Origin of the sequence: Pelomonas sp. Root1444 (genome assembly GCF_001426885.1) — a bacterium.
GTDB lineage: Bacteria > Pseudomonadota > Gammaproteobacteria > Burkholderiales > Burkholderiaceae_C > Pelomonas.
In genome coordinates this window covers 33,362-54,125 of the sequence record NZ_LMFP01000028.1, presented here as the reverse complement: position 1 = coordinate 54,125, position 20,764 = coordinate 33,362, and the positions used below count along the sequence as shown (strand labels likewise).

General features: G+C 65.6%; 15 protein-coding genes. 8 read left to right on the top strand and 7 right to left on the bottom strand.

Features of this window, described 5'->3' with window-relative positions; genetic code table 11:
* Positions 1-14: 14 nt before the first annotated feature.
* Positions 15-467, bottom strand: coding sequence for a Cd(II)/Pb(II)-responsive transcriptional regulator (cadR, locus tag ASD35_RS18125; protein WP_056876374.1), 453 nt, complete (start codon positions 465-467; stop codon positions 15-17).
* A gap of 93 nt (positions 468-560) precedes the next feature.
* Between cadR and ASD35_RS18120 the strand changes: the two genes are divergently transcribed.
* The 7 genes from ASD35_RS18120 (at position 561) to ASD35_RS18090 (ending at position 11,981) form a co-directional block, all read left to right on the top strand.
* Positions 561-2,843: a heavy metal translocating P-type ATPase gene (locus ASD35_RS18120; RefSeq protein WP_082580268.1), complete on the top strand. Its 2,283-nt coding sequence runs from the start codon at positions 561-563 to the stop codon at positions 2,841-2,843.
* 55 nt (positions 2,844-2,898) lie between these two features.
* The gene (locus ASD35_RS18115; RefSeq protein WP_056876372.1) at positions 2,899-4,839 is read left to right on the top strand and encodes a cytochrome c/FTR1 family iron permease; all 1,941 of its coding nucleotides are present in this window, start codon (positions 2,899-2,901) and stop codon (positions 4,837-4,839) included.
* Between the two features lie 51 nt (positions 4,840-4,890).
* Positions 4,891-5,277, top strand: coding sequence for a cation efflux protein, CzcI family (gene czcI, locus ASD35_RS18110; RefSeq protein ID WP_056876371.1), 387 nt, complete (start codon positions 4,891-4,893; stop codon positions 5,275-5,277).
* 69 nt (positions 5,278-5,346) lie between these two features.
* Positions 5,347-6,564, top strand: coding sequence for a TolC family protein (locus ASD35_RS18105; protein ID WP_056876370.1), 1,218 nt, complete (start codon positions 5,347-5,349; stop codon positions 6,562-6,564).
* Between the two features lie 14 nt (positions 6,565-6,578).
* Positions 6,579-7,820, top strand: a complete 1,242-nt coding sequence (locus ASD35_RS18100) for an efflux RND transporter periplasmic adaptor subunit (RefSeq protein WP_056876369.1) — start codon at positions 6,579-6,581, stop codon at positions 7,818-7,820.
* Between the two features lie 14 nt (positions 7,821-7,834).
* The gene (locus ASD35_RS18095) at positions 7,835-10,999 is read left to right on the top strand and encodes a CusA/CzcA family heavy metal efflux RND transporter (RefSeq protein ID WP_056876368.1); all 3,165 of its coding nucleotides are present in this window, start codon (positions 7,835-7,837) and stop codon (positions 10,997-10,999) included.
* 10 nt (positions 11,000-11,009) lie between these two features.
* Complete coding sequence (locus ASD35_RS18090; RefSeq protein WP_056877414.1) at positions 11,010-11,981, top strand: cation diffusion facilitator family transporter; 972 nt, start codon at positions 11,010-11,012, stop codon at positions 11,979-11,981.
* Between the two features lie 241 nt (positions 11,982-12,222).
* Here ASD35_RS18090 and ASD35_RS18085 read toward each other — a convergent pair whose 3' ends face one another.
* Positions 12,223-12,807 (bottom strand): hypothetical protein, encoded by a 585-nt coding sequence (locus ASD35_RS18085; protein WP_056876367.1) that lies wholly within the window; start codon positions 12,805-12,807, stop codon positions 12,223-12,225.
* Between the two features lie 72 nt (positions 12,808-12,879).
* A complete protein-coding gene (locus ASD35_RS18080; protein WP_056876366.1) occupies positions 12,880-13,437 on the bottom strand; it encodes a TetR/AcrR family transcriptional regulator in 558 nt (185 codons plus the stop codon).
* A gap of 115 nt (positions 13,438-13,552) precedes the next feature.
* Between ASD35_RS18080 and ASD35_RS18075 the strand changes: the two genes are divergently transcribed.
* Positions 13,553-14,170, top strand: a complete 618-nt coding sequence (locus tag ASD35_RS18075) for a hypothetical protein (protein WP_056876365.1) — start codon at positions 13,553-13,555, stop codon at positions 14,168-14,170.
* Positions 14,171-14,363: 193 nt separating this feature from the next.
* Here ASD35_RS18075 and ASD35_RS18070 read toward each other — a convergent pair whose 3' ends face one another.
* The 4 genes from ASD35_RS18070 to ASD35_RS18055 form a co-directional block, all read right to left on the bottom strand.
* Positions 14,364-14,726 carry a hypothetical protein gene (locus ASD35_RS18070; RefSeq protein WP_157275648.1) on the bottom strand — a complete coding sequence of 121 codons (363 nt, stop codon included), beginning with the start codon at positions 14,724-14,726 and terminating at the stop codon, positions 14,364-14,366.
* A 120-nt stretch (positions 14,727-14,846) separates the two neighbouring features.
* Positions 14,847-17,978 carry an efflux RND transporter permease subunit gene (locus tag ASD35_RS18065; protein WP_056876363.1) on the bottom strand — a complete coding sequence of 1,044 codons (3,132 nt, stop codon included), beginning with the start codon at positions 17,976-17,978 and terminating at the stop codon, positions 14,847-14,849.
* Positions 17,975-19,492: an efflux RND transporter periplasmic adaptor subunit gene (locus ASD35_RS18060; protein WP_056876362.1), complete on the bottom strand. Its 1,518-nt coding sequence runs from the start codon at positions 19,490-19,492 to the stop codon at positions 17,975-17,977. The genes ASD35_RS18065 and ASD35_RS18060 overlap by 4 nt, the downstream gene beginning before the upstream one ends.
* Before the next feature lie 4 nt (positions 19,493-19,496).
* Positions 19,497-20,702 carry a TolC family protein gene (locus ASD35_RS18055; protein WP_162254491.1) on the bottom strand — a complete coding sequence of 402 codons (1,206 nt, stop codon included), beginning with the start codon at positions 20,700-20,702 and terminating at the stop codon, positions 19,497-19,499.
* Positions 20,703-20,764 lie beyond the last annotated feature (62 nt).

Here is a 20,764-nt window from a genome sequence, read left to right as displayed (position 1 = left end):
GTTCCTTTCCGTGATCAGTGCTTGTGCACGGAGCGTAGATGGGTGCCGGGCTGCTCGGCAGGCGATGACTCTTGCGACGCCTCTGCCAAGCCGGCAAGGATGCCGCATTGGTCAGCCGGCCGGACATCGCCGCACCGCTGCCTGAGCTCCTTCAATTGCTTTTCAAGCGTACGCAGTTCTTTGATGCGCTTGGACACGTGGCTGATGTGTTCGTCGAGCAGCGCATTGACGTCACCACAATCCTCACCGGGAGCATCCTTGAAGCGCAGCAGGGCCCGCACCTCATCCAATGACATATCGAGGCCGCGGCAGTAGCGGATGAACTGCAGCCGCTCCAGGTGCGGCGGCTCGTACACGCGAAAGTTCCCCTGCGTCCGGCCCGGCGCGGGCAGCAAGCCCTCGCGCTCGTAGAAGCGAATGGTCTCGATAGGCGTGGACGACGCGGTGGACAGGTCACCAATCTTCATGATTTCTCCGACTATCCAGCAGAAAGTGTAGGGGCTTGACTCTGTAGCAGCTACAGGTTGTCAAATACCTTCGCACCCGACACACGAGCAAGCATGAGCACCCACGAGCACGCGCACGGCGACCATGCCGACCTTCACGATGAGCACGACCATGCGCATGGGGCTGGACAAGCCCATGGGAGCGAGTCCAGCCATGCGCACCCCCAGGAGTCGCCATGCTGCGGCTCGGCCTGCGGCGCAGAGACCAGGGCCCCAGTCGCCGCGACGTCCGGGAGCGGCCTGCTGCTCCGCATCCCCGCCATGGACTGTCCGACCGAGGAGGGCCAGATACGCCGGGCGCTGGAGCGCTTCCCTGAGGTGCGCGGTTTGCGGTTCGACCTCCCCGCACGCGCGTTGGACATCGACGCCCCGCAAGCAACCTGGGAGCCAGTCATTGCCGCCATCAATGGCATCGGCTTCAAGACGGAGACGCTGTCAGCACCGCCTCCTGCGGAGGACACAGCCAAGGCTCAGCGCGCCGAACTGATTCGCCTGGTGGCGGCGCTGCTCGTTGCCGTCGGCGCGGAGCTGGTCCACTTCGTCGCGCCGGACACCTTGGCCTGGAAGGCCGTGGGTATGGCCATCGCGGCAGGTGCTATTGCGCTGTCGGGTCTTGCAGTGTTCCGCAAAGGCCTTTCAGCCCTCTTGCACGGGCAGCTCAACATCAACGCCCTGATGTCTGTGGCCGTCGCCGGTGCATTTGCCATTGGGCAGTGGCCGGAAGCCGCGATGGTGATGGCGCTGTATTCCCTGGCTGAACTCATCGAGGCGCGCTCGGTCGAGAGGGCGCGCAACGCGATCACCGGCCTGCTGGCGTTGTCACCGCCGCAAGTGGAGGTGCGCCAGACTGACGGCGCCTGGGCCAGCGTGGACGCCAAGACCGTTGCGGTGGGCTCGACCGCCCGCGTCAAGCCTGGCGAGCGCTTCGCCCTCGATGGCCGCGTCACCGCCGGTCAGAGTGCCGTCGACCAGTCCCCAGTCACCGGCGAAAGTATTCCTGTCGACAAGGCGCCAGGCGACAGCGTCTTCGCGGGGACCATCAATCAGAGCGGCTCGCTCGAGTTCGAAGTGACCAAGTCCGCCAGCGACACAGTGCTGGCCGGCATCATTCATGCCGTCGAACAAGCACAAGGCCAGCGCGCGCCAACTCAACGTTTCGTCGACAAGTTCGCGGCCATCTACACGCCGGCCATCTTCGTGCTGGCGCTTGCTGTCGCTGTCGGAACGCCTTTCCTCATGGGTTGGCCCTGGCTGACCGCGCTCTACAAGGCGTTGGTCCTGCTAGTCATCGCCTGCCCGTGCGCTCTCGTCATCTCGACGCCTGTGACCGTCGTCAGTGGCTTGGCTGCTGCGGCCCGTCGCGGCATCCTCATCAAGGGCGGTGTCCACCTTGAGGAGGCTCGCAAGCTCAAGGTGGTCGCGCTGGACAAGACCGGTACGCTGACCGAGGGCAAGCCGCGACTCGTCGCCCACGCGGCCTTGCCGCAGGACCTGCCGGAAGCGGAGGTGCTGCGCATCGCCAAGAGCCTGGCCTCGCGCTCAGACCACCCCGTGTCCAAGGCCGTCGCGACCGGGCTGGACGGCGAGGCACTTCCCGTCGAAGACTTCGGAGCCGACATGGGCCGAGGCGTTCACGGCACTGTCAATGGCCGCCAGTACATCCTTGGTAATCACCGTTGGGTGCATGAGCGAGGCCTGTGCTCCGCCGAGCTGGAGGCGCGACTCGAGGAGCACGAGGCCCAGGGTCGTACGCTGTCCTTGCTGGCAGACCAAGAGCGCGTCCTGGGGCTTTTTGCGGTCGCTGACACCGTCAAGGAGACGAGCAAGCAGGCGGTTGCTGACCTGAAAGCGCTGGGTATCCACTCCATCATGCTGACCGGCGACAACCCATCGACGGCGAAGGCGATTGGCAGCCAAGTCGGCATCGACGACGTTCAGGCCAATCTGCTGCCGGAGGACAAGCTCAAGGTGATTTCCGAGCTCGGTCAGGCTCAATCGACTGGCATGGTCGGCGACGGCGTAAATGATTCACCGGCTCTCGCTGCAGCAGCGGTGGGGTTTTCGATGGGCGGTGCCGGCACGGATACGGCGAAGGAAGCGGCCGACGTGCTAATCATGAACGACGACCTGCGCAAGGTGCCCGAGACCATTAGGCTGTCCAAGCGCACGTACGCCATCCTGTGGCAGAACATCACCATCGCGCTTGGCATCAAGGCCGTGTTCTTCGTGCTGGCAGTGTTCGGCAGCGCCACCATGTGGATGGCTGTCTTCGCTGATATGGGCGCGAGCCTGCTGGTGGTTTTCAACGGGTTGCGCTTGTTGAAAAGCTCTCGTTAAGTCCTCGACCGAATGGCTCGCGTTGCGCGGGCCATCTTTTTGCACAAGAACCGAAATGAGTCTCACTAAGACAGTCCAACGCAGCGCCAAGGCCCTCGCCGTCCTCGCTGCGTTCATCTTCTCAGGCGTTTCGCAAGCGTCGGAAGCCGATGTGAAGCGCGTTTGGCAGATCCTCGACTACCTGGCCGTCGACTACGCCGGTGCCGTCAAAGAAGGCAAGGTCGTTTCGCAGTCCGAGTACGACGAGATGAAGGAGTTCGTGCTGACGGCGCGAACCAAAATCGAAGGACTGGAAGCGAGGGGCGAAAAGGCCGCGCTGATTGCTCAGGCTACCGAGCTTGAGGCGGCCATCGGCGCCCGAGCTGAGGCAAGCAAGGTCGGCACGCTGTCCAAGGCTCTGGCCAGACACCTTGTCGCTACCTATCCCGTCCCTCTGGCGCCGTCGACCATCCCGGATGTGGCACTTGGAGCGAAGGTCTACGCCGAAAACTGCGCGAGCTGCCACGGCACGACTGGCAACGGCCTGGGGCCTGTGGGTAAGGCATTGAACCCTCTGCCCGTCGCGTTCACCGACAAGGAGCGTGCACGCCAACGCAGCCTCTTTGCGCTCTACCAAGCTGTGTCGCAAGGCATCGCCGGAACGGCCATGCCCGCGTTCGGTCAGCTTTCCGAAGAAGACCGGTGGGCCGTTGCCACCTACCTCGGCACCTTCGCGCATGACGGCGGAGAGGTCGGGCAGGGCAAGAAGGTGTGGGCTGAAGGAGAGAAGGCGAAAGCCGCTGTTCCCAACGTCGACCGCTTCGTCGGTCTGACGCAGAACGACTTGGCCGAGTCGCTTGGCGAAAAGGATGCGAGCGCTGTGATGGCCTATCTGCATGCGAATCCCGATGCGCTGAGCCAGGCTGCAACCGGCAGCTTGTCGCTGGCGCGCAAGCAGCTCAAGGACAGCCTGGCCGCGTACAAGGCCGGCGACCTCAAGAAGGCACAGGACCTTGCCCTGTCGTCCTATCTGGATGGTGTTGAGCCCTACGAGCATGCACTCGCGGCCAAGGATGGCTCGTTGAGGAACCAGATTGAAGTGGCGATGGGCCGCTACCGGTCGAGCATCTCGGACAGGTCCCCTGTCGACCAAGTGGCCGCATCGGCGGCCGACGTGGAACAGCTCTTCACGCTGGGCGACAAGGTGCTTGCGGACTCAAAGGCGGACTGGACAGCTGCCTTCCTGGGCAGCCTCACCATCCTGCTGCGCGAGGGTCTTGAGGCCCTGCTCGTCGTGGTTGCCATGATTGCGTTCCTGCGCAAAGCGGAACGTCCAGATGTGCTTGGCTATGTCCACGCCGGCTGGGTGACGGCGCTCCTTGCCGGCGCGGCGACGTGGGGTGCTGCGACGTACCTCGTCACCATCAGTGGAGCGAACCGTGAAGTGACTGAGGGGTTGTCGAGCCTCTTCGCTGCGGCAGTGCTCGTGAGCGTTGGCGTGTGGATGCACCAGAAGAGCGTTGCCGGGCAGTGGCAGGCGTATCTGCGCGAGCGCATGTCTGCGGCCCTGAACCGCAAGTCAGCATTCTTCATGTTTGGCCTGGCCTTCATCGCGGTGTATCGCGAGGTCTTCGAGACCATCCTGTTCTACGCGGCGCTTTGGGGCCAGGGCAACGACCACGCCATCCTGGCCGGGCTGGCTGCAGGCATCTTGGCCTTGGTAGCAATCACCGTCCTGCTTCTGCGCTTCAGCGCAACATTGCCCATCGGCAAGTTCTTCTCCGCCAGCTCCTGGCTCGTCGCCGTGCTCGCCGTCGTTCTCACCGGCAAGGGGGTCGCAGCTTTGCAGGAGGCCGGTTGGATTGTCCCGAGCGCGCTGCCGTCCCCTCGCCTTGAACTCCTGGGGGTGTACCCATCCACCATCGGTCTCGCCGCCCAGGCGGTCGTTCTGGCGTTCGTGCTGGGGTTCTTCCTCTGGCACGGACGTGCCTCATCCAAGCCGGAGCAGCAGGGGTGATGGCGTGCGACGGGCGCCGGCAAAAGCCGAACCGCTAGACTGCCAACACTGATGACCATCCGTCGCCTCCACCGCCTGACCACCGCCTTCCTGGTGGCGCTGTCATTCCTGCTGCCTCTTCAGGTCGCCTGGGGCGCTGCGGCCGCGTACTGTGAGCATGAGACGACGACGCAAGGTGCCAAGCACTTCGGCCACCACCAGCACGAGCACAAGGCAGACGCACACGAGGCTGAAGCTAAGAAACCCATGGCGAAGAAGTTGGTCGTGGACAACGACTGTGCTTCTTGCCACATCAGCAGTTCGGCCATAGCCGCCGATGCACTGGCAGGCCTGTGGCCCACCGGCCTTGCGACCGGCTTGGTCGCCGTCACCTCTGACGCTCTTGCGTCCGCGCCCACCAGGGCGCCAGACCGCCCTCAGTGGCGCCGTCTCGCCTAGCCGGCGAGACAGGAGGACTTCCAACCACACCCGTCCCGCCGAATCCCTGGTTTCAACCTATGAGATTCGATGAGAAGAATTCTTTGGCCGCTCGGGCTGGCGGCCGCATTGCTCAGCCCTTTCACCGTCCGCGCCCAGCAGGCGACGGAAACACTCACCCTCGAACAGGCACTCGACCTGGCGACATCGCGAAGCTTCGTGGTGTCGGCGGCGCAGCGAGAGCTTGAAGCCCACGACGGCTCCGTCCGGCAGGCCGGTGCATTCCGGAACCCGGAACTCGCTGCAAGCGTCGAGGACACCCGTAGCGCGACGCGAACCACAACGACGACGCTGAACATTCCGTTGGAACTGGGTGGCAAACGCGCTGCCCGTGTCAACGCTGCTGAGCGTGCCCGCGACCTTGCGCAGGTCGAGCTGACCAACGCGAAGGCCCAGGTTCGTTCATCGGCCATCGCGGCGTACTTCGCGGTGCTCGCAGGTCAGGAGCGCTCAAAGCTTGCCGGCAACTCGGCTGACCTCGCCACGAGCGGCGCCCAGGCCGTATCCAAGCGTGTAGCGGCCGGCAAGGTTTCGCCGGTGGATGCCACCCGCGCCCAGGTCGACCAGGCCAATGCACAGCTCGAACTCGCCGAAGCACAAGCGGAGCTGACGACCGCCCGCCATGCACTGGCCAACCTCTGGGGCGACGCAGAGCCACGGTTCGTTCGCGTCGCAGGCGACATCAACGTCATCCCGGAACGCGCACCTCTGCCCGAGCTGATGGGCCGGCTCGAGGAGGCTCCGGCGCTGCTGGCCGCCCGTACCGAGGTGGAGCGCCGCAAGGCGCTGGTGGGTGTCGAGCGCAGCAAGGCGACGCCGGACGTGACGCTGAGCGTTGGCGCGAAGCGCGACAACGAACTGGGACGGACGCAGGCCATCCTCGGCCTGTCTATCCCGTTGCCGCTCTTTGACCGCAACCAGGGCGCGGTCTACGAAGCCAGCAAGCGCGCCGACAAGGCAGAGGACGAGTTCCAGGCCGCGCGTCTGCGTGTTCTTTCCGAACTGCAGACAGCGGCGGCGCAGTTGTCCATTGCCCGCACATCGTTGCAGGCGCTGCAGTCGACGGTCCTGCCCGCTGCGCAGCAGGCCTACGACTCAGCTAGCAAGGGCTTCGAAGCCGGCAAGTTCGGCTTCCTTGACGTCATCGACGCGCAGCGATCCCTGCTGCAAGCCCGAGCGCGCTACCTGAGCACGCTCTCCAACGCATACCAAGCCGCCACGGCCATCGACCGCCTGCTCGGTCGCTGAAACGGAACACGAACATGGCAATCACGAAGAAACAACGCATCGCGATGGCGGTCATCGTCCTTGTTGGCATCTTGGCCGGCGGCGGACTGCTGCTCACCGAACGGCACAAAACCGGCGAAGAGGCAGAGCATGCCGAAGAGTCCGGCCACGCACACAAGGAGGGCGACGACGACAAGAAGGCGGCGCCGGCTGCCAAGGAAGCACACGAGGAGCATGAAGAGCGCACGGTCAAGCTGACCGAGGACCAGGTCAAGAAGGCGGGCATCGCGATGCAAGTCGCAGGCCCGGCAAAGCTCCAAGCCGCCGCCGAGTTCACCGGCGAAATCCGGTTCAACGAGGACCGCACGGCCCACGTCGTGCCCCGCCTGGCAGGTGTGGCCGAGCAGGTCGTCGCCAATCTCGGCCAGTCGGTGCGCAAGGGCGAGGTGCTGGCCGTCATCGCCAGCAACTCGCTGTCCGAGCAGCGCAGCGAGCTGCTGACCGCCCAGGAGCGCCGTGACGCCGCCCGCGTCACCTACGAGCGCGAGAAGAAGCTCTGGCAGGAGAAGATTTCTGCCGAGCAGGACTACCTGCAGGCCCAGTCTGCCATGCGTGAAGCGGACATCGCGGTCCGCAACGCGACCCAGAAGCTTGCTGCCGTCGGCGCACCTGGCGCGACTGGCTCGTCGGCGAACCTCAACCGCTTCGAGCTGCGCGCGCCGTTCGACGGCACCGTGGTCGAGAAGCACCTGGCGCTCGGCGAGGCGGTCAAGGAAGACGCCAGCATCTTCACCGTCTCCGACCTCCGGTCGGTCTGGGCGGAGTTCAACGTCGCGCCCAAGGACCTGGCCACGGTTCGTGTCGGCCAGCGCGTGTCGGTCTCGTCGACCGCGTTCGAGAGCAAGGTCGAAGGGACCATCTCCTACGTCGGCGCGCTGCTGGGCGAACAGACCCGCACCGCCCGCGCCCGCGTAACGCTGACCAATCCGGATGGCGCATGGCGTCCCGGTCTCTTCGTGACCGTCGCTGTCTACGGCGAGAACCAGGACGTCCCCCTGACGGTGCCGGCAGACGCGGTCCAGACCATCGAGAACCAGGCGATGGTCTTCAAGGCCGTGTCCGGCGGTTTCGAGGCAACGCCCGTCAAGGTAGGCCGCTCAGACGGTCGTGCGGTCGAGGTGCTCAGCGGTCTCAAGGCTGGCGACCAGGTCGCGTCCAAGAACACCTTTGTCCTCAAGTCCGAACTGGGTAAAGCCAGCGCGGGCCACGAACACTGAGCGGGAGGACGGACATGTTTGAACGCATCATCCGCTTCTGCATCGAACAGCGCTGGCTGGTCATGCTCGCCGTGCTGGCCATGGCAGCCCTCGGGGCCTACAGCTACACCAAGCTGCCCATCGACGCCGTCGTCGACATCTCCAACGTGCAGGTCGTCGTCAACAGCCAGGCACCCGGCTATTCGCCGCTGGAGACCGAACAGCGCGTCACCTATCCCATCGAGACCGTCATGGCCGGCCTGCCTGGCCTAGAGCAGACGCGCTCCCTGTCGCGCTACGGCCTGTCCCAGGTCACCGTCATCTTCAAGGACGGCACCGACGTCTACTTCGCGCGCCAGCTCGTCAACCAACGACTGCAGGAGGCACGCGAGCGGCTGCCTGCCGGTGTGACGCCGAGCATGGGACCCATCTCCACGGGTCTTGGAGAAATCTACCTGTGGACGGTCGAGGCGGCGAAGGGCGCCAGGAAGCCCGACGGCACGGCTTACACGCCCACCGACCTGCGCGAAATCCAGGACTGGGTCGTCAAGCCGCAGCTGCGCAACGTGCCCGGCGTCACCGAAATCAACTCTATCGGCGGCTTTGCGAAGCAATACGTCGTGGCGCCCAACCTTGAGCGCCTCGGCGCCTTCGGCCTCAGCCTGGTCGACGTCGTCAACGCGCTGGAGAAGAACAACTCCAACCTCGGCGCCGGCTACATCGAGCGGCGTGGCGAGCAGTACCTCGTGCGCGCGCCGGGTCAGGTCAAGTCTATGGAGGACATTGGCGAAATCATCGTCGGCACCGCGCAAGGGCAACCCATCCGTGTGCGCGACGTCGCAGCCGTGGAACTGGGTCGGGAGCTGCGCACCGGCGCCGCCACCGAAAACGGTCAGGAGGTGGTGCTCGGCACCGTCTTCATGCTGATGGGCGAGAACAGCCGCACTGTCTCGCGGGCCGTGGACAAGCAGATGGAGGCCGTCAACAAGACGCTGCCGGCCGGGGTCAAGGCCGTCACGGTCTACGACCGGACCACGCTGGTCGACAAAGCCATCAAGACCGTTCAGAAGAACCTGGTCGAAGGCGCGCTGCTGGTCATCGCGGTGCTGTTCGCCTTCCTGGGCAACTTCCGGGCCGCGCTCATCACGGCGATGGTCATCCCGCTGTCGATGCTCTTCACCTTCACCGGCATGGTCAAGTACGGCATCAGCGCCAACCTGATGAGCCTGGGTGCATTGGACTTCGGCATCATCGTGGACGGCGCGGTGGTCATCATCGAGAACGCGGTGCGCCGGCTGGCGCACGTCCAGGCGCACAAGGGCCGGTCGCTGACGCGCGCCGAGCGCTTCCACGAGGTGTTCGCGGCAGCCAAGGAGGCTCGTCGGCCGCTGCTCTTCGGGCAGCTCATCATCATGGTGGTCTACGTGCCAATCCTCGCCCTGACCGGCGTGGAGGGCAAGATGTTCCATCCGATGGCCTACACGGTGCTGCTCGCCCTGCTCGGCGCGATGGTGCTGTCGGTGACCTTCGTCCCCGCTGCCGTGGCGCTGTTCATCGGTGAGCGTGTGACCGAGAAGGAGAACCGCCTGATGGAGTGGGCCAAGCGCCGCTACGAGCCCGCGCTCAAGGCGACCCTGGGCAACGCGCCCGTCGTGATGACGCTCGTCACGGTCGTGGTGGCCCTGTCGGTCATCGTGGCCACCAAACTGGGCAGCGAGTTCGTGCCCAATCTCAACGAAGGCGACTTCGCCATCCAGGCACTGCGCATTCCGGGCACGAGCCTGACGCAGTCGGTAGAAATGCAGAAGCAGCTCGAGTCGACGCTCATGGCCAAGTTCCCTGAGATTGAACGCATCTTTGCGCGCACTGGCACCGCTGAGATTGCTTCGGACCCTATGCCGCCGAACATCAGCGACGGCTACATCATGCTCAGACCGATGGACCAGTGGCCCGAACCGCGCAAGACGCGCGACGAGCTGCTGGCCGCCATCCGCGACGAAGCGGCCAAGGTCCCTGGCAACAACTACGAGTTCTCGCAGCCGATTCAGCTCCGCTTCAACGAACTCATCAGCGGCGTGCGTTCCGATGTGGCGGTCAAGGTATTCGGTGACGACAACGACGCTCTGAACGAGACGGCCAACAAGATTGCGGCCGCGCTGCAGAAAGTGCCAGGCGCAACCGAAGTGAAGGTCGAACAGACGACCGGCTTGCCCATGCTCTCGGTCAACATCGACCGCGCCAAGGCCACGCGATACGGCCTGAACATGACCGACGTGCAGGAGGCTGTGGCGACGGCCGTCGGCGGGCGAGAAGCCGGCACCTTCTTCCAGGGTGACCGACGCTTCGACATCCTCGTGCGGCTGCCGGAAGACGTGCGTCAGGACGTCGAGGCGCTTAAGCGCCTCCCCATCCCGTTGCCGAAGTCTGGTGCTGAAGGCCGCGCGTCGTACATCCCGCTTGGGGAAGTGGCGACGCTTGAAGTTGCGCCGGGGCCCAACCAGGTCTCCCGGGAGAACGGCAAGCGCCGGGTGGTGGTCAGCGCCAACGTGACGGGTCGAGACCTCGGATCCTTCGTGGCCGATGCGCAGGCTGCGATGGCGAGCGTGAAGGTGCCGACGGGCTATTGGACCGCTTGGGGCGGCACCTTCGAGCAACTGCAGTCCGCGTCGCAGCGCTTGCAGGTTGTGGTGCCGCTGGCCCTGGCCATGGTCTTCGCGCTCCTCTTCACTATGTTCGGCAACGCCAAGGACGGCCTCTTGGTCTTCACCGGCATCCCGTTTGCCCTCACCGGTGGTGTGCTGGCACTTTGGCTTCGAGGCATCCCGCTTTCGATTTCGGCGGCGGTCGGCTTCATCGCCTTGTCCGGTGTCGCAGTGCTCAACGGGCTGGTCATGCTGTCATTCATCCGCAGCCTCCGCGAGGAGGGAAAGAGCCTTGATGAGGCCATCTGGGAAGGCGCTTTGACGCGGCTGCGTCCTGTGCTGATGACGGCCTTGGTTGCCTCGCTTGGCTTCGTGCCCATGGCAATCGCCACCGGCACCGGCGCCGAAGTGCAGCGCCCACTGGCCACGGTCGTCATTGGCGGCATCCTGTCTTCGACGGCGCTGACGCTGCTGGTGCTACCGCTGCTGTATCGGTGGGCACACCGGCGGGATGACGACGAGGTCGAAGCTCCAGTTGCGACCCCGGTAAAGGCCTAAGGAGATGACGATGTCAGACGACCACGGTCACGGGTCGGCGGGCCACGACCACGCAGCGGGCGCGAACCAGCGCTCGCTACGGATTGCCTTAGCGCTCACGACAGTGTTCCTGCTCGTCGAGCTGGTCGGCGGCATCGTGTCGCAGAGCCTCGCGCTCATCTCCGACGCGGCGCATATGTTCACGGACGTCGCGGCGCTGGCCATTGCACTTGCGGCCATCCGGATAGCCAAGCGGCCAGCCGATGCCCGAAGGACCTTCGGCTACCACCGCTTCGAAATCCTGGCCGCAGCGTTCAACGCCATGCTGCTGTTCGGCGTGGCGGTCTACATCCTCTACGAGGCCTACCTGCGCATCAAGGCGCCGCCAGAAATCCAGTCGACGGCGATGCTCGTCATCGCCGTCATCGGCTTGCTGGTCAATCTCATCAGCATGCGCGTCCTTCAGGGCGGCCAGGAGTCGAGCCTGAACGTGAAGGGTGCCTACCTCGAGGTGTGGGCCGACATGATTGGCTCGGTCGGCGTCATCGTCGGCGCGGTCATCTTGAAGTTCACGGGCTGGGCCTGGGTCGACTCAGCGGTCGCCATCCTCATTGGGCTGTGGGTCGTACCTCGGACGTGGACGTTGCTCAAGGCGAGCGTCAACATCCTGCTGGAAGGGGTGCCCGAAGACGTCGACATGGTTGAGCTGAAGAAGCTTCTGCTGGCAGTGCCTGGCGTCAAAAGCCTGCACGACCTGCACGTCTGGGCGGTGACGAGCGGCAAGAGCACGCTCACGGTCCACCTTGTGACGGAGCCGGAGGTGAACGCTGAAAAGCAAATCCTTCCCGAGGTGCGCAGGCGCCTGGCGGAGACATTTGGCATCCACCACGTCACCGTGCAGTGTGAGGTCGAGGCGTGTGGTCAGACCGACGAGGAGGACCATTTCAAGAGCGCTACGGCGGCGCTTGCAGAGAAGCACGACGCCGCTCCACCCATCGCCTGACCACCTCGTTCATCGTGATGCTGTCGTTGCTGTTCTCACCGATGGTTTCGCAGGCTGCGTCTGCCCGCAACAGGCTGACCCGGCTGTGGCGATGATGCCGGCCGGCGCGCTCCGCGAAGGCATGTACATGGACCAGCCGGCGCCGCGTGCGAAGCATTCCTCCGACGCCGCCCAGTCCGTCAAGGCAGTCAAGGTTTCGCTCGTGTAGGTGGATTGGCCCGCGCTGGCAGTAGTTTCGACCTCAAACGCCGCGTGGCTCGAACAGCTGATTGATGAGCTCCGAACACACCAGCAGCACCGTGCCACCCTTCATGTGGAGCATGTTCGTGCCGTGCGCAAGGTCGTTTCGCAGCGAGCGCATGGCCTCGGCTATCGTGGTCGCGTAGTCCTCGACTTGGGCATTCCTCGGAGGTACCTGTGTGTTTGGTGGATACACCTGCCGCTCGGGATCGCGGCCATAGGTGAACCCGCTGGACGTAATCAGACCGGTGCTCATCGCGTCCTTTAGCAGAGACTGGAAGTTGCGCGAGGCCGGAGCCGCCAACCGCACGCGCAGTGCAAACTCGACCGAGATGTAGGCATGCAGTTCGGCCGCCACGTTGAACGGGTAGCAGTACCAGGAATACGCGAGCAGGTTCTGCGCCATCGCGAAGTGTGATCGCACTTCATCTGGCACGGCCGGGTGCAGCCTGGTGCGTTCCGCCATCTCGTAGATATCCGACGCCTGCATCGGCCGGTATGGGCTGAAAGGCGTGTCCCGAACAACGAAAAACCGTTGACGCTCGTCGGGCTCGGACAATTGGTCCAGTGCTTTGAGTTCTTCCATGGCGCCAGATTCTCGGGGCCCTCGGGCCATCGCCGCGCCGGCGCTAGAACGCCTCCCGGCCGCAACACCCTTTTAGGGCTGACCGGTGGTCCGGATGCCACTCGCCAGCCTGCGAAACGCGGCGTCCACCTCTTCAGCCGGCAGCCGCGCCCCTTCGTCCAGCCAACCGACGAGCACCGCCATGAAAGCGCCAGCGAAGAACCGTGTCGCCAACTCCAGCTCTGCTGCCGGCAGCGCCCTGGTCGCGAGCAACTCCCTTTCAACTTGGTCGTGAACCACGCCGGTCAATGCCTGCAGGGACACCTCACGGCCGCGACCGCGGCCAAGCGCTCGAATGTGGCGCAGATGCGCTTTCGCGTGCCCCAGTAGAGGCAGGCTGAAAGAAAACGCCAGCTCGTAGGACAGCGGCATGTCCTTCAATCGTGCCGCCAGGACTCGCACGCCGCTGCGCTTGAGATCGTCCTTTCCACGAAAGTGCTCGTAGAAAGTGGAGCGGCCGACGTTGGCGCTCTCGCACAGCTCCTCCACCGTGATCGCTTCATAGTCCTTGCGCTCGGTCAGCGTGAGCAACGCCTGCTGTAGCGCGCACTGCGTGCGGGAGATGCGGCGATCTGGCTCTGGCAATGGCATGGGCGGCAGACAAATGGTGACCTGTGTCCGGATCCGGACGCCGAAGCACGGCTGTTCATTGACCTGCCGCCCACCTCTTCATACCGTGTCGTCAACACAGGAAACGACACGACCCATGCAACTCACCGGCTCCTGGCGCAAGGCGCTGATGCTCGTACACCTGATCGGTTCACTGGGCTGGATGGGAGCAATCGCGACCTATTTTGCGCTTGCCGCCAAGGGACTCGATGGTCCAACTGAGTTCGCCACGCGCGCGGCTTACCTCGGCATGCAAGACGTTGGCTGGCATGTCGTGATGCCGCTGGGCATCGCGTCAGTGGCCAGTGGCCTCGTCCAGGCACTGGTCACGCCGTGGGGGGTGGTGCGCCATGCCTGGATCGTCGTCAAACTGGTCATCAGCGTCGCGGCCCTGGGCATCCTGCTGCTGCACATGGGCCCCACCGACGATCTCGCGGCTGCGGCCGCTCAAGGGCCGATGCTGCCCTCGGACCTCAGGGGGCTGCGGCTGCAGCTGGTGTGGGACTCGGCGGCCGCCTTGGTCGCATTGGTGGTCGCTGCGGCTCTGGGGACCTACAAGCCAAATGGTCAGATCGCCTGGGCGCGCCGAGGCGATGCTTCGTCGACGGCGGCCAAGCCGGGTCGATGGCTCAAGACTCTCATGATCGCCACGGCCGTCGCCGCAGTGTTCATCATCGGCGCCCATTTGACAGGGCACAGCCCCCATCAACATTGAGGACCGGTGGCTCACGAGGGCGTTGTCCCGAAGCCGCCCGGCCTATCGATGCGTCATCAAATGCAGCGAACACGGCGCAAGCTTAGCAAGCGCTTCAAGGCGTTCACGCGCCCTGCGCTCCATGGCAGGCGCGGGCTCTGCACATGCCCGGAACGGAGACGCCGGTGGCACAGGTGAGTGCCACCAGACACGTTCAGGTGCCAGCGTTGCGCTGGAGGTCGAACTTCATCTTGGCCTCGCCGCCTGCCTTGTTGCTCCACATCCAACAGAAATCCTGGGCGACCGGCGCGTTCAGCTCGCCATTGGCCTGCTGACTCCCGTCAATTTTGGCCGGGAAGACCACCTTTTTGCCCTCGTGATAGTGGATGTTGAAGTCGAGCCGCAAATCCGTCTCGAAGGACCAATGCACGACCGCCTTGGCGGGCAGCTTGCCGCAGACCTCGGCGAACTTGCCGGGCGCTACCGTCAGCTCCTTGGCGAAACGGCCGTCCGCGCCCCATTCGATAGTGATGACGTCGGCGCGAGCAGCGCCGCCCCACAAGGCAATGGCGCCCAAGGCGGACAGGAGGAGATGTTTCATAACCCGTGACTGTACGGATACACAAAGGCAGCATGCCAAGGGCAAGACCCGTTGACCTTCCCACGGGGGCAAGCCTTAAGCAATAAACGGCGCGGCTCACAGTGAAGCCTTGCGCCTTGCACGAATCAGAACAAACGCGGCCGGCACGACGAACAACGACAGCAGCGGCGCTGTGACCATGCCGCCAAGCATGGGTGCGGCGATCCGGCTCATGACCTCCGACCCGGTGCCTGATCCCCAAACGATGGGCAGCAGGCCGGCAAGGATCACCGCCACGGTCATTGCCTTGGGTCGCACTCGCAATACGGCGCCCTCGCGGACGGCGTCGAGCACCACGTCGCGGGTGATGGACAGGCCGGCGCGCATCCGGTCTTCGAGCGCGTGCTTGAGATACAGCAGCATCACCACGCCGAACTCGGCCGACACGCCCGCCAGCGCGATGAAGCCCACGCCGGTGGCCACGGACAGGTTGTAGCCCAGCAGGTAGAGGAACCAGACCCCGCCAGTCAACGCGAGCGGCAGCGTGGCCATGATCAACGCGGCGTCCTCGGCGCTCCGGAACGTCAGGTACAGCAGCACGAAGATGATGAGCAGCGTTGCGGGCACGACGACCTTGAGCCGCTCGTTGGCGCGCTCCATGTACTCGAACTGCCCGGAGTACGCCAGGCTCATGCCCGACTCCAGGTGCACCTGCTGAGCCACGGCGCGCCGCAGGTCGCCAGCGACCGATGCCAGGTCGCGGCCGCGCACGTCGACGTAGACCCAGCCGGACGGCCGGGCGTTCTCGCTCTTGAGCATGGGCGCTCCGTCAACGATCGCGACGGTGGCCAGGCTGCCCAGCGTCACCTGCTGGCCGCCGGGCGTGAGCACGGCCAGGTTGCGCAGCTTTTCCGGCGTGTCGCGCAGCTCGCGTGGGTAGCGCAGGTTGATCGGGAAGCGGGCCAGGCCTTCGACGGTCTCGCCGACGTTCTCTCCGCCGATGGCACCCGACACCACCGACTGGACGTCGCTCACGTTCATGCCGTAGCGAGCAGCAGCCGCGCGGTCGATCTGCACGTCGACGTAGCGGCCGCCGGTCAGGCGCTCGGCCAGCGCAGAGCTGACACCAGGCACATTCTTCGCCACGGCCTCGATCTGGGCCGCAACCCGGTCGATGGCGGTCAGATCCGTGGCGGATACCTTGACCCCGATCGGGCTCTTGATACCGGTGGCCAGCATGTCGATGCGGTTGCGGATCGGCGGGATCCAGATGTTGCTCAGTCCTGGCACCTTCACCGTGCGGTCCAGTTCCTCCACCAGCTTCTCCGGCGTCATGCCCGGGCGCCACTGCTCGCGCGGCTTGAGCTGGACCGTGGTCTCGAACATCTCCAACGGCGCGGGGTCGGTGGCGGTCTCTGCCCGTCCGGCCTTGCCAAACACCCTTTGCACCTCGGGCACGGTCTTGATCATGCGGTCGGTGATCTGCAGCAGTTCGGCGGCTTTCTGGGCGGACAGGCCAGGCAGCGCAGACGGCATGTACAGCAGGTCGCCCTCGTCCAGGGGCGGCAGGAACTCGCCGCCCAGACGCATCAGGGGCCAGAGGGTCGTCGCGAACACCGCCACGGCCACCAGGATCGTGGCCTTGGGCCAGCGCAACACCGCCTCCAGCGCAGGCCGATACATCGTGATCAGTCCCCGCGTGATGGGGTTGCGCCGCTCGTCGGGAATGCGCCCGCGGATCCAGTAGCCCATCAGCACCGGGATCAGCGTGACCGACAGCCCCGCGGCAGCCGCCATCGCGTAGGTCTTGGTGTAGGCCAGCGGGCCGAACAACCGCCCCTCCTGCGCCTGCAGCGTGAAGACCGGGACAAAGGACAGGGTGATGATGAGCAGCGAGAAGAACAGCGCCGGTCCCACCTCGACGGCCGCGTCGGTGATGACCAGCCAACGGGCCTCACCCTTGAGTTCTTCGCCCGGATGCGCGTGCTGCCAGGCCTCCAGCTTCTTGTGGGCGTTCTCGATCATGACCACGGCTGCGTCCACCATGGCGCCGACGGCAATGGCGATGCCGCCCAGCGACATGATGTTGGCGTTCAGCCCCTGCTGCTGCATGACCAGGAAGGCCGCCATCACGCCCAGCGGCAGCGAGATGATGGCCACCAGCGCCGAGCGCAAATGCCACAGGAACACCGCACAGACCAGCGCGACGACGATGAATTCCTCGACCAGCTTCATCGACAGGTTGTCGATGGCGCGCTGGATCAGCGAGCTGCGGTCATAGGTCGTGACGATCTCGACGCCTTTGGGCAGGCTGGCCTGCAACTGCTTGAGCTTGTCCTTGAGCGCGGCAATCGTCGCCTGGGCGTTCTTGCCGGTGCGCAGGATCACCACGCCCCCCACCGCCTCGCCTTCGCCGTCCAGCTCGGTGATGCCGCGGCGCATCTCCGGCCCGATCTGGATGGTGGCGACCTGGCCCAGCAGGACCGGCACGCCGTTGCGGCTGGCCAGCACGATGCTGCGAAAGTCGTCGAGTGACTTGAGGAAGCCACTGGCACGCACCATGTACTCGGCCTCGGCCAGCTCCAGCACCGCGCCGCCGCTCTCCTGGTTGCCGTTCATCAGTGCCTCGCGCACCTGGTTATGCGTCACGCCGTAGGCGATCAGCTTGGCCGGATCCATGACCACCTGGTACTGCTTGACCATGCCGCCGACGGTGGCGACCTCGGCGACATTGGCGACGGCCTTCAGCTCGAACTTGAGGAACCAGTCCTGCAGCGCGCGCAGTTGCGACAGATCGTGCTGCCCGCTGCGGTCCACCAGCGCGTATTGGAAGACCCAGCCCACGCCGGTCGCATCGGGCCCGAGCGAGGGTTTGGCCGTCGCCGGCAACCTGCTCTGGACCTGGTTCAGGTACTCCAGCACGCGGGAGCGTGCCCAGTACAGGTCGGTGCCGTCCTCGAAGATCACGTAGACGAAGGAGTCCCCGAAGAAGGAGAACGCCCGCACGGCCTTGGCTCCCGGCACCGACAGCATGGTCGTTGCCAGCGGGTAGGTGACCTGGTTCTCGACGATCTGTGGTGCCTGGCCGGGGTAGCTGGTGCGGATGATGACCTGCACGTCCGACAAGTCCGGCAGCGCGTCGATGGGCGTGGCGCGCAGCGACAGCACGCCGGCGACGGCGAGGAAGAGCGTGGCCAGCAGCACCAGGAAGCGGTTGCCGACTGACCAGCGGATCAACGCGGCGATCATTTGGCGCCTCCCTGGGCTTCACGGCGCAGGGCGATCACCTCGTAGCCGTCCTGGCTCTCACGGAAGGAGAACCGGACGACGTCGCCCGGCTTGAAGCCCTTGCCAAGCCCTGGCTGGGCGAGACGGAAGTCCATCTGCATCGCCGGCCACTGGAGCGCGGGCACCGCCTCATGGTCCAGCGTGACCTGCTGCCCGGTGAACGCCACGACCTTGCCGACCGCTTCAAGCGTTGATGTGGCCGATGCCGGCCCCGATGCGGCGCTGGCGGCCGGTACACCGGGGTCCGCCTGCCGCTGCATCACGCCTTGCATGCTGGCCTCGGAGTCGATGAGGAACTGCCCTGAAGCGACGACCTGCTGGCCTGGCTGCAAGCCCTGCAGCACCTCCAGCTTGTCGCCCAGCTCGCGGCCCAGGCGCACCTGGACCGGCGTGAATCGCCCGGGCTGCTCGACGACGTAGACGATCGCGCGCTGGCCGGTGCGGATGACCGCCTCGGCGGGGACAACCAGTGCTTCCTCGCTGGACGCACCCAGCTGCATCCTGGCGAACATGCCGGCCCGCAAGCGCCCCTGGGGATTGGGCAGCTCAGCCCTGACGCGCAGCGTGCGCGTCTCGCTGCTGGCTTCCGGAAGCACCGCGCTGATCTTGCCGCGCAGCGTCTCGCCTGGGAAAGCGGCCAGCACCACTTCGACGGACTCGCCCACCCGGACCGTGCCGGCCTGGGCTTCTGGCAATGCGGCCTCGATCCAGACTTTGGACAGTCCCGTGATGCGGGCCAGGCTCATGCCCTGGGACACGGTCATGCCCTGACGAACCATCAGCTCCTGCACCAGGCCACCCGTTGGCGCATGCACGGTCGTCAGCGCCTGGACCTGACCGGTGCGCTCCACCTGCTGGATCAGGGAGACCGGCATGCCCATGAGCACGAGGCGCTGGCGCGCCGCAGAGGTCAAGGCTTCGTCGCCGGTACGGCGCACCGCCAGGAACTCCTGCTGGGCGCCGGCCCATTCCGGTACCAGCAGTTCGGCAATGAAGGCGCCGGCAGCCACGACGTCACCGGGTGCCAGGCGGGCGACCCGCTGGACAAAGCCTGCCGTGCGGGCCTGCAAGATCGAGACGTCGCGTTCGTTGAGCTGGACCGTGGCCGGGACCTGCAGCGTGGTGCCGATGCGCAGCCTTTCTGCAGTTGCGGTGCGCACGCCGAGCATCTGAGCCACGCGTGGATCGACGGCCACGCCGCCGGCCGGCGAGTCGCCGGCGTACTTCGGGACCAGCTGCATGTCCATGAAGGGCGACTTGCCTGGCTTGTCGAACTTCTGCTGCGGCACCATGGGGTCGTACCAATAGAGAACCTTGCGATCACCGGTCGCCGCACTGGTGGCGGCAGCTGGCGAGACCTCGGAGTGGGCAGCGGGCGACACACCGGCACGCCACTGGGCGATGCCATAGCCGAGCCCGGCGCCGAGGACGACGAGCAGCGCGGCCGCGGCAGACAACTTCTTATTGGAGGTCATGGGGTCACTCCGCAATGAGATAGGCCAGGCGGGCCTGCTGGGCGAGCACCTGGGCTTGAAGATCGAGATCGCGCAACTGCGCCTCGACGGCGTTCTTGCGCGCGGCGAGCACGGCGCCGAGGTCGGCGCGACCCGACTGGTAGCTGGCCAGGGTCACCTGGGCGCGCTCCTGCGCGAGGGGCAAGGCAACGCTGCGCTGGCGCTGCTGCACGCGCTCCAGGCGCTGCAGCTCGGCCACCTGGCCGTCCACGTCGGCACGGATTCGGCGCAGCGCGTCCTCGCGTTCGGCCTGCAGCCGCTCCACCTCCTTTTGGCGCGAGGCGATCACGGGTTCCTGACGTGTGGACCTGGAAACCGGCAGCTCGAAGGTCAACTGGAAGGACACCATGTCCCCGAAGGCCCGGGCGCGGTTGCCGTAGGCCACCTCCCAGCCCCAATCGCCTCGACGCATGGCCACGGCCTCGTCAAGATCAGCGCGGGCCATGGCCAGCATCGGGTTGAAGGCAAGAAGTTCGGCGTGCCGATCAAGCCCACCGAGCAATCGGGCGAGATCGGGTCGCAGCACAGGCGCCTCGGAGGAGGTTGTCAGGTCCGACTGCTCCCCCGTCCACCGACGCAACTGGGCACGCGCCTGCTCGACACCAGCCTGGAGCTCGTCCCGGCGGTCGTCCAGGTCCAGCAGTTCCTGCCGTGCCATCAGCGCGTCGGCAGGCGTCACGGCGCCAGACGCCACGCGTGCGGCCAGGGTGTCCTGCAGGAGTCGGTTTTCCTGCTCAAGGGTGGCAAAGGCGGCCAGCCTGCGCTCGGCGAAGTGCAAGTTGAGCCAGGCCAGCGCAGCCTCGCGGCGCACGGCCAGGCGTTCGGCCTCCAGCATCGCGCGCTCGCGCTCCGCCTTGGCGCCAGCTGCGTCGCGCTGTGCTGCCCGCTTGGCGGCGTTGGGCACGTCCTGCATGAAGCCGACCCGGCGCATCGTCATCGACTCCCGGTTCCAGCTGAACCGCTCCGGCCCGGAGATCGGAAAGTTCTCGACGCCGACTGCCAGCTTCGGATCGGGCAGCTGCCCGGCAGCCGTGCGTGCCTGTTGCGCGCCGTCGGCGGCGGCCTGGCGCGCTGTCAGCGCCGCCGAGCGCTGCTCGGCCAGCAGCTGCGCCTGCTCGAAGCTCAGTGGTGCGGCATGGGCCGCTGATGCGACCAGCAAGACCGCGGCCACGATGCTGGCCGCGATGAGAGAACGGGACTGCGGTCCCGCTCGTAAGAAGTTGGCCATGGTGG